Raw genomic sequence first — 9978 nt, forward strand, 5'->3', positions numbered from 1 at the left:
CCGCCCGACAGCGCACAGTGGCCTCGGCCATACGGCGGCGGGACAGTCGTACGACGCCGAAGGCGCGCCGCCCTAGACCGCCCCCGCTCCCGTCAGCGACCGCACCTCGGTCTCCGCGTGCTTGGCCTCGTCCGGGAGCTCGGCCGAGGTGACGGTGCCGAGCCAGCCCGCGACGAAGCCCAGCGGGATGGAGACGAGGCCCGGGTTCTGGAGAGGGAAGTACTGGAAGTCGACGCCGGGGAACAGTGATTCGGGGCTGCCCGACACCACCGGCGACAGCAGCACCAGGACCACGGCCGGGACGAGGCCGCCGTACACGGCCCATACGGCGCCCCGCGTGGTGAAGTCCCGCCAGAACAGCGAGTACAGCAGCACCGGCAGATTGGCGGACGCGGCGACGGCGAAGGCGAGGCCGACGAGGAAGGCGACGTTCAGGTCGCGGGCCAGCAGTCCGAGGGCAATCGCGGCGACGCCGATCCCGATCGCGGCGACGCGTGCCACGGCCACCTCCCTGCGGGGCCGGGCGCGCCGGCGGCGTAGTGAGGCATACAGGTCGTGGGCCACGGAGGCCGAGGAGGAGAGCGTGATTCCGGCGACCACCGCGAGGATCGTGGCGAAGGCGACGGCGGCCACGACGGCGAAGAGAACCGTTCCTCCGGTGGAGTCCGCGCCACCGCCCAGATCGAGGGCGAGCAGCGGAACGGCCGTGTTCCCGGCCGCGTTCGACCCGCGTACGGCCTCGGGTCCGACGATCGCGGCGGCGCCGAAACCCAGCACGATCGTCATCAGGTAGAACCCGCCGATGAGTCCGATCGCCCAGACCACCGAGCGCCGTGCCGCACGGGCGGTGGGCACGGTGTAGAAGCGGGACAGGATGTGCGGCAGCCCCGCGGTGCCCAGGACCAGCGCGAGACCCAGGCTGATGAAGTCGAACCGGGACGTCCAGTCACTGCCGTACTTGAGCCCGGGCGCGAGGAACGCCTCACCGTGGCCACTGCGTTCGGCCGCCGTGAGCAGCAGCTGGTCGAAGTCGCCGTGGAAGCGCACCAGGACGAGCGCGGTCAACGCGACGGTGCCGCCGAGCAGCAGAACCGACTTGACGATCTGGATCCAGGTGGTGGCCCGCATCCCTCCCCACGACACATAGATCACCATGAGCACGCCGACGCCGATGACGGTCCATGCCCGCGCCGCCTCGCCCTTGCCTCCGAGCAGCAGCGCGACCAGGGTGCCCGCGCCCACCATCTGCGCCACCAGATACAGAACGGACACGGTGACCGAGGAAGTTCCCAGCGCGATCCGTACGGGGCGCTCACGCATCCGCGCGGCGACGACGTCGGCGAGCGTGAACCGCCCGCAGTTGCGGACCAGTTCGGCGACGAGGAACAGCACCACCAGCCAGGCCACCAGGAAGCCCACCGAGTACAGCATCCCGTCGTAGCCGAAGAGGGCGATGAGCCCGGAGATGCCGAGGAAGGAGGCGGCCGACATGTAGTCGCCCGCGATGGCAAAACCATTCTCCATGGGCGTGAAGAGCCGACCGCCGGCGTAGAACTCCTCCGCCGAACCCCGCCGGTCGCGGCTGACCCATGTCGTGATCGCCAGTGTGATCGCGACGAACACGCTGAACAGAAGCAGCGCCAGGCTCTGATGGTCGTCGGTCACGAGGCACCGCCCCTGGTGACGCGCGTCAACTCCTGGGTGTCCCATCGGAGTTCTAGCGCCGCCCGGTCGCGGCGCAGGCGCGCGTGGCGGACGTAGGCCCAGGTGAGCAGGAAGGTGGTGAGGAACTGTCCGAGCCCCGCGACCATCGCCACGTTCATGGCGCCCGCCACGGGCCGGGCCATCAGCCCCGGTGCGGTCGTGGCGGCCACCACGTACGCCACGTACCACGAAAGGAACCCCACGACCGCCGGCACCACGAACCTCCGGTACCGGCTGCGCACCTCCTGAAAGGCCGCACTGCGCTGCACCTCGAGGTACACGTCACCCGCGCGGGGCGGAGCGACGCCGGGAGCGTCGGTGACGTCCGCCTCCCCCCATCCGGAGGCGAGGGCGTCGTACCAGGGATCGTCTGAGTACATGCCCAAGCATGGACAGAACGGAAAGATCCCCGACCCGACTTCGCTCCGGTCTTCACCCCATCAGGTGAAGACCACCGCAAGCCGCCAACGGCGCATACGCCCCACAGGGCCCACCCGCACCCGCCGACTAATCCGCACGGCGGTGCGGGTGGGTACCCGAATCAGGTGCCGAAGGCGAAGCCGAGGCCGAGAACCCACCCCAAGCCCAGCGCAGCGGCTACGCGTCGATACGCGACCGGTCCAACGTCGCCGCCGAGCTGGAGATGAACTCCTTGCGCGGCGCCACGTCGTTCCCCATCAGCAGGTCGAAGACCCGCTCGGCGGCCTCCAGGTCGGTGAGGCTGATCCGGCGCAGGGTCCGGTGCCGCGGATCCATGGTCGTCTCGGCCAGCTGGTCGGCGTCCATCTCACCGAGACCCTTGTAGCGCTGGATCGAGTCCTTGTAGCGGATGCCCTTGCTCTGGAACTCCATGAGCTTGTCGCGCAGTTCGCGGTCCGAGTACGTGTAGACGTACTTGTCCTGGCCCTTCTTGGGCTGGACGATCTCGATCCGGTGCAGCGGGGGTACCGCCGCGAACACCCGGCCCGCCTCGATCATCGGCCGCATGTAGCGCTGGAACAGCGTCAGCAGCAGCGTCCGGATGTGGGAGCCGTCGACGTCGGCATCGGTCATCATGATGATCTTGCCGTAGCGAGCGGCGTCGATGTCGAAGGTCCGGCCGGAGCCCGCTCCTATGACCTGGATGATCGCGCCGCACTCGGCGTTCTTCAGCATGTCGGTCACGGACGACTTCTGGACGTTGAGGATCTTGCCGCGGATCGGCAGCAGCGCCTGGAACTCGGAGTTCCGCGCGAGCTTGGCGGTGCCGAGCGCGGAGTCCCCCTCGACGATGAACAGCTCGCTGCGGTCGACGTCGTCACTGCGGCAGTCGGCCAGCTTGGCGGGCAGCGACGAGGACTCCAGGGCGGTCTTCCGGCGCTGGGCGTCCTTGTGCTGGCGGGCCGCGATGCGCGTACGGGCGGCCGCGACGGCCTTCTCCATGACGACCCGGGCCTGGGCGGCGGCGTCCCGCTTCGTGGACGTCAGGAACGCCTTGAGCTCCCGGGAGATCACGGTGTTCACGATGCGACGGGCCGCCGAGGTGCCCAGGACCTCCTTGGTCTGGCCCTCGAACTGCGGCTCGGCGAGGCGGACCGTGACGACGGCGGTGAGGCCTTCCAGGGCGTCGTCCTTGACGATGTCGTCCTCGGCGACGCGCAGCAGCTTCTTGGTGCGCAGCACCTCGTTCATCGTGCTGGTCACGGCCGTCTCGAAGCCGGCCACGTGGGTGCCGCCCTTGGGGGTGGCGATGATGTTCACGAACGACTTCAGAGTCGTGTCGTACCCCGTGCCCCACCGCAGCGCGACGTCGACGTCGAGCTCGCGCGTGACCTGGGTGGGGGTCATCTGACCGTGCTCGTCCAGGACCGGGACGGTCTCCTTGAAGGTGCCCTGTCCGCCGAAGCGGAGGACGTCGCAGACCGGCTTGTCGGTGGCCAGGTACTCGCAGAACTCGCTGATGCCGCCGTCGAAGCGGAAGGACTCCTCGCCCTTGCTGCCGCCCTCGCCGAGACCGAACTCGTCACGGACGACGATGGTCAGTCCGGGCACCAGGAACGCGGTCTGGCGGGCGCGCTGGTGGAGGTTCTCCAGGGAGAGCTTGGCGTCCTTGAGGAAGATCTGGCGGTCGGCCCAGTACCGCACGCGCGTGCCGTTGCGGGTCTTGGGGATCTTCTTGGTCTTGCGCAGGCCGCTCTTGGCCTCGAACTTGGCGTTCGCACCGTCGGCGGCGAAGGCTCCGGGCACGCCTCGCCGGAAGCTGATGGCGTGGGTGTGGCCGCCGCGGTCCACCTCGACGTCCAGCCGCGCGGACAGGGCGTTCACCACGGACGCGCCCACGCCGTGCAGACCGCCGGAGGCGGCATAGGAGCCGCCGCCGAACTTGCCGCCGGCGTGCAGCTTGGTCATGACGACCTCGACGCCGGACAGTCCGGTCTTGGGTTCGACGTCGACCGGGATGCCCCGGCCGTTGTCCCGGACCTCCACGGACCCGTCGTCGTGGAGGATCACCTCGATGTGGTCGCAGTACCCGCCGAGGGCCTCGTCGACGGAGTTGTCGATGATCTCCCACAGGCAGTGCATCAGACCGCGGCTGTCTGTCGACCCGATGTACATGCCCGGGCGCTTGCGTACGGCCTCGAGCCCCTCGAGGACGAGCAGGTGCCGCGCGGTGTAGTTGGAACCGTCCCGGTCTGCTCCTGCCAGCAGCGCTGTGGACGGCACGGACGTCTCGGCGGTCACGCGGTTCGCTCCTCGCTGAATTTCAGGTGGCGCCCTGTTGGGTAAGGGCGCGGCTTCGGTCGCCGTCAAGAGGGTACCGAGGCCTGGTAGAGCCGTTGTAACGCCACCCTCGTGCGAAACACAGAGTAGTCCAGGATCGCATGCGTGTTCGATCCCTCGATGGGGTGAAGTACATATCACGTTCCCTTCCAGGCATGAACCATTTAGGCTCCGGGCACGTCCTCATGAACAAACCGGCAAGCCAGCCGGGAGGACCGACCTTGACCATCAGCGCGAAACCGTAAGCAAGACACCGACGCAATACGGCACATTCGCCGCCAAGCCGGCAGCAGCCGGCCGTCCCCGAAAAATTTCTCTCTGGGTGAAGCCACGAGCGGGAACGTTTTGGGGCTGGTTGGATGTTGACCCTGGTACGACAGCTCGTCGAGCTAGAGAAGAGGCGACGTGACTACTGTTCTGACCCCCGCGAGCCCGCTGACGGCCGCTGACCGCTGCGACCGTTGCGGCGCCCAGGCGTACGTGCGCGTCGTCCTGCTGAGCGGCGGAGAACTGCTCTTCTGCGCCCACCACGGTCGCAAGTTCGAGCCGGAACTCAAGAAGATCGCCGCTGAGATACAGGACGAGACGGAGCGGCTGACGTCCGTTCCCGCATCGGCGTCCGAAGAAGAGCGCTGACACCTCGCATTAACGACGAGCCAGCTTCCGGCACAGGCCGGTCGACGGGCGGCCGCCCCTGAGAGCAGGGGCGGCCGCCCGCGCTCATACTCCGCGGGCCCTCAGCCTCCGTCAGCCACCGGCACCGTGCCCGGGCACCGCGGCCCGCCATCCCATGGCCCGCAGGACCTCGGAGATCCGTGTGTAGACGCCGGGATTGCCCGCGCGACCGCAGCCGGTGCCCCAGGACACGAGGCCGATCAGCTTCCCCTGAGCGACCAGGGGCCCTCCGCTGTCCCCCTGACAGGCGTCCCGGCCTCCCTGCTGTTCCCCGGCGCAGACCATGCTGGCCGGCAGGTACCTCCCTTCACCGCCGCCCGGATACGCCTGTCTGCACAGTGCGTCGGGCAGTACGTGCACGCGTGCCGCCCGCAGGCCGCGCGGATAGTCACCGGCCCCCGTGACGTCCCCCCAGCCGTAGACCAGGGCGGGAGTCCCGGGCAGATAGGCGGGATCCCCGGTACGCGCCATCCTGATGACCGCGCTCGCGGGAAGCGGCTGGGCGAGGGAGAGCACGGCGAAGTCCCCCGCGTTGGTGACGCCGTCGTAGGCCGGGTTCACCCAGCTGTCGCGGACCCGGATCTCCTGGCCCCGGCCGGACAACAGGTCCGTGCGGCCCGTGATGACACTGAGGTCGCGCACCTGATTCGGCGCTGCCCCGAGGACCTCCTTGCTCAGGCAGTGAGCCGCGGTGAGCACCGTGGACCGGCTGACCGCCACACCGACGCAGAACTGACCGGCCCGCGTACCCCCGAACCGGTCACGGCTGGCCAGCGCCACGGTCCACGGACTGTCGGACACATCGACCGGGAACCCGCCGACGACGACGCTGTCGGCAGCCACCGGGGCGGCCGACGCCAACGGTATTGCAGCCGCCGCTGCCGCCAGGACCAGCGGCCGGGCCAGGGCCCGGATAAAAGGACGACGCATGCACGCTCCTCACTCTGGAGTGGTCATGGGACACCCAGAGTGATTCAGTCCACCGCACCCCGCACCTGCGCGACAGCACGAAGGCCCGGTCCCCACTCGGGAGACCGGGCCTTGTGTGTCGTACTGGTGCGACCTAGTCGAGGTAGTCGCGCAGCACCTGGGAGCGCGACGGGTGGCGCAGCTTCGACATGGTCTTGGACTCGATCTGGCGGATGCGCTCGCGCGTGACGCCGTACACCTTGCCGATCTCGTCGAGGGTCTTCGGCTGACCGTCGGTGAGACCGAAGCGCATCGAGACGACGCCCGCCTCACGCTCGGACAGGGTGTCGAGGACCGAGTGCAGCTGCTCCTGCAGAAGCGTGAAGCTGACCGCGTCGGCCGGGACGACGGCCTCGGAGTCCTCGATGAGGTCACCGAACTCGCTGTCGCCGTCCTCGCCCAGCGGGGTGTGCAGGGAGATGGGCTCACGGCCGTACTTCTGGACCTCGATGACCTTCTCCGGGGTCATGTCGAGTTCCTTGGCCAACTCCTCCGGGGTGGGCTCGCGGCCCAGGTCCTGGAGCATCTGGCGCTGCACGCGCGCGAGCTTGTTGATGACCTCGACCATGTGCACCGGGATACGGATGGTGCGGGCCTGGTCGGCCATGGCGCGGGTGATCGCCTGACGGATCCACCAGGTGGCGTACGTGGAGAACTTGTATCCCTTGGTGTAGTCGAACTTCTCGACCGCGCGGATCAGACCGAGGTTGCCCTCCTGGATGAGGTCCAGGAAGAGCATGCCGCGGCCGGTGTAGCGCTTGGCCAGGGAGACCACGAGGCGGAGGTTGGCCTCCAGCAGGTGGTTCTTGGCGCGGCGGCCGTCCTCGGCGATGATCTCCAGCTCGCGCTTGAGCTTGGGGGCGAGCTTGTCGGCGTTGGCCAGCTTGTCCTCGGCGAACAGACCGGCCTCGATGCGCTTGGCGAGCTCGACCTCCTGCTCGGCGTTGAGCAGCGGGACCTTGCCGATCTGCTTGAGGTAGTCCTTGACCGGGTCGGCGGTGGCACCGGCGGCGGCGACCTGCTGCGCGGGGGCGTCGTCCTCGTCCTCGTCGGAGAGTACGAAGCCGGCGCTCTCGGCGCCCTCGGGTTCGTCGCCTGCCTTGGGAGCCGCCTCCTCGAGCACCTCGTCCTCGAGGATCTCGGCGTCGTCCTTCTTGGCGGTGGTCTTCTTGGCCGCCGTCTTCTTGGCGACGGTCTTCTTCGCGGCCGCCTTCTTGGCGGTCGTCGTCTTCTTGGCAGCGGCCTTCTTGGCGGGGGCGTCGTCCTCGACGGCGGAGTCGGCGACGGGCGCCGCAGGCGTGGCGGTGGCGGTGGCCTTCTTGGTGGTCACCGTCTTCGCCGCGACCGTCTTGGTGGCGGTGCGCTTGGCCGGACTCTTCGCTGCGACGCTCTTTCGGGTGCGCTTGGGCTCCGCGGCACTGACCATCAGCGTCACACCCTCTTCCTCGAGGATCTGGTTGAGGCTGCGCAGTACGTTCTTCCACTGAGTGGCCGGAATCTGGTCAGCTTCGAAGGCCCGACGCACATCGTCGCCGGCGATCTGCCCCTCAGCCTTTCCCCGCTCAATCAGAGCCATGACAGAGACGGACTCGGCGATCTCCGGCGGGAGCGTACGGGATGTGCTGGCCGACACGAACAACCTCTCGGAACGTTGAAAAACGGCTTCCGGCCCCGTCCACGGCGGACAGGAGCCGACCACCGGCCTGGGGATTGGGCCGACGGTGCGGGCAGGGGCCGGGAAGATGCACAGCGCCTTGAGCGGCGTCTGTATTCCCTCCTCGGCTGTCACCTCTTAGGTCATCGCGCTGTTTCCCCGAGCGTTACGCCCAATCTGCGTGGCCCGAGTCACATCCCGTAACCGATCAAAAGCAGGCAGACGCGGACAGAACAGGTCACCCGCGCCTTGGACCAAGCACTGTACGGCCTTTTCCACGGCCTCGTCGCACCGTCGGACCCGCAGGATCCGTGGTGGATCCTGCGGGTCCGACGGGAGAGGGCGCTCAGACCGGGAGATGCCACAGGAGGGGGAGGCAGTCCCGGCGCGCCCCCGGAGGCGCGGTCAGTGCTCGCGGGGGGCGGGCACCACGCGCTCGACCTCGGGATGGACGGTGAGCAGTTGACGCATGGCGGCCTCGGCGGCCGCGCCGTCGCCGGCGGCGAGGGCGTCGATGATCCGGCTGTGCTGCGCCAGCGACGTCTCGTTCGGCCGGTCACAGCCGGTCACAGGGCCACCGGAAACCTGGAGAGCGGCCGAGACGATCCCCGACAGGTGCTCCAGCATGCGGTTGCCCGCGACCTGGATGAGCAGCGAGTGGAACTCGGCGTCGGCGCGGGAGAAGGTGAGGACGTCGCCCTGCCCCATCGCGTGGCTCATGATCTCGACCATGTCGCCGAGCCGCTGCTGGACGTCGTCGCGCCCGTGCCCGGCGGCGAGGCGGGCGGCCAGCGGCTCGATCGTCCAGCGCAGCTCGCTCAGCTCCCGGCGCTGGTCGTCGCGCTGCGGCCCGAAGGCCCGCCACTCGATGATGTCCGGGTCGAGGAGGTTCCAGTCGCTGACGGGACGTACGCGCGTGCCGACGTTCGGACGGGCGCTGACCAGGCCCTTGGCCTCCAGGACGCGGAGCGACTCGCGGACGACGGTGCGGGAGACCTCGAAGCGCTGGCCGATCTCCTCGGGCACGAGCGGGCGGTCGGCGCCCAGGTCGCCCGAGACGATCATCTGGCCCAGCTGCTGGACGAGTTGGCCGTGCAGCCCGCGTCCGCGGCTGCCCGCGGCACGGCGGCCCACACGGCCCAGTTCCGGCTCCGCGCCGTCCCAGGCAGGGGCTCCGACGCGGTCGGCGACGGTGGCCTCGGCGTAGGGGTAGCGGTCGAGATCGCCCGGGCCGGCGAGACCGGAGTCGGCGGCGCGGGCGGCGGTCATCATGGTGTGCGCAAGGGTACTCACGGATCCTTTGTCGGCGCCGTCCTCAACTCCCTTGAGGTCTTTGGTGAAAAGCACACGAAAGGGTGATCGCTCACCCCGTCGCAATTGACGCCTTATCGGAAAGAAATGGGCTTTCGCCGGGGAGTTGTGCGCACGACAGGACGGGGGCGGCAGGGACGGTCGTCATCTGACCCTGCTCCTCAGGGTCGTCAGGACATAGGCGCAGAGCAGAGCGGTGAGCGACAACGTCAGGGCGCCGCCGACGGGTTGGGCGACCACGCGCGCGGCGGCCTCCAGGTAGCGCTCTCCGCCGAAGGGCCACTGCGACAGCAGCAGCTCCCGCAGCCGCAGCGGAAACCCGGCGGCCGTCCGTACAGACGGTCCTTCGAAGGCCTTCTGTACGAGGGGTACGACGACGACCGGTACGGCGACCACTGCCGCGAGCCCGGCCGTGGTGGACCGGAAAAGACCCGCGGCGAGCACGCCGGCCCAGGCACATCCGACCAGGAGCCCGACCCAACTCGCGCCCAGCGAAAGCCAGTCGGCGGGAACTTCCGCGAGCTCCGGTCCGTAGACGAGATAGAGCACTTCGGTGTCGCAGCCCACGGTGAGGACGGCCAGCACCAGCGCGGTGGCGGAGGCGACGAGGAGTTTCGCGGCCAGCAGCCCCAGCCGGCGGGGGACGGTGCCACGATCCGCGGCCAGGGCGGGGTGGCGGAACTCGTCGCCGAAGGCGACCGCACCGAGCAGCCCGGTACCGAGCGCCGCGGGCGGCAGCGGCAGCTGCTGCGGCCACGCCGCCATCAGACGGTGCTGCGGCGTGTGCCCGACGCGTGCCAGCAGTACGGCGGTGAGGGCGGACACCACGAGCACGGCGGCAGCGACGGCGAAGCTGGTGCCGACTCCGATGGCACGACGGAGCTCGTAGCGGAGGGGGCGGAGGG

Annotated in this window: 7 protein-coding genes and 1 pseudogene; 1 reads left to right on the forward strand and 7 read right to left on the reverse strand. The window is 69.2% G+C overall.

The genetic code is table 11. The features are described 5' to 3' along the window. Nucleotides 1–72: 72 nt before the first annotated feature. The 3 genes from L0P92_RS22385 to L0P92_RS22395 form a co-directional block, all read right to left on the reverse strand. Nucleotides 73–1665, reverse strand: a complete 1593-nt coding sequence (locus L0P92_RS22385) for a monocarboxylic acid transporter (RefSeq protein WP_234764603.1) — start codon at nt 1663–1665, stop codon at nt 73–75. Further along, nucleotides 1662–2084: a DUF485 domain-containing protein gene (locus L0P92_RS22390; RefSeq protein ID WP_234764604.1), complete on the reverse strand. Its 423-nt coding sequence runs from the start codon at nt 2082–2084 to the stop codon at nt 1662–1664. The genes L0P92_RS22385 and L0P92_RS22390 overlap by 4 nt, the downstream gene beginning before the upstream one ends. 217 nt (nt 2085–2301) lie before the next feature. Next, nucleotides 2302–4425, reverse strand: coding sequence for a DNA gyrase/topoisomerase IV subunit B (locus L0P92_RS22395; RefSeq protein WP_234764605.1), 2124 nt, complete (start codon nt 4423–4425; stop codon nt 2302–2304). A gap of 444 nt (nt 4426–4869) precedes the next feature. On the opposite strand from L0P92_RS22395, the gene L0P92_RS22400 reads away from it, so the two are divergent. Next, the gene (locus L0P92_RS22400; RefSeq protein ID WP_030945102.1) at nt 4870–5100 is read left to right on the forward strand and encodes a DUF7455 domain-containing protein; all 231 of its coding nucleotides are present in this window, start codon (nt 4870–4872) and stop codon (nt 5098–5100) included. Nucleotides 5101–5211: 111 nt separating this feature from the next. Here the strand turns inward: L0P92_RS22400 and L0P92_RS22405 are convergent, their stop codons facing one another. The 4 genes and pseudogenes from L0P92_RS22405 to L0P92_RS22420 all read right to left on the reverse strand — a co-directional run. Beyond that, the gene (locus tag L0P92_RS22405) at nt 5212–6069 is read right to left on the reverse strand and encodes a S1 family serine peptidase (protein WP_234764606.1); all 858 of its coding nucleotides are present in this window, start codon (nt 6067–6069) and stop codon (nt 5212–5214) included. A gap of 133 nt (nt 6070–6202) precedes the next feature. Beyond that, nucleotides 6203–7741: an RNA polymerase sigma factor gene (locus tag L0P92_RS22410; RefSeq protein WP_234764607.1), complete on the reverse strand. Its 1539-nt coding sequence runs from the start codon at nt 7739–7741 to the stop codon at nt 6203–6205. Between the two features lie 426 nt (nt 7742–8167). Next, nucleotides 8168–9055 (reverse strand): FadR/GntR family transcriptional regulator, encoded by an 888-nt coding sequence (locus L0P92_RS22415; RefSeq protein WP_234764608.1) that lies wholly within the window; start codon nt 9053–9055, stop codon nt 8168–8170. Between the two features lie 162 nt (nt 9056–9217). Further along, a pseudogene (locus L0P92_RS22420) lies at nt 9218–9978 on the reverse strand (ABC transporter ATP-binding protein); the annotation flags it as partial.

This window comes from Streptomyces muensis, assembly GCF_021474425.1.
Lineage (GTDB): Bacteria > Actinomycetota > Actinomycetes > Streptomycetales > Streptomycetaceae > Streptomyces > Streptomyces muensis.

Excerpts from the sequence above, each read along its gene's own strand:
- L0P92_RS22390 (WP_234764604.1), bottom strand. The coding sequence starts at position 2,084 with ATGTACTCAGACGATCCCTGGTACGACGCCCTCGCCTCCGGATGGGGG.
- L0P92_RS22405 (WP_234764606.1), bottom strand. The coding sequence starts at position 6,069 with ATGCGTCGTCCTTTTATCCGGGCCCTGGCCCGGCCGCTGGTCCTGGCG.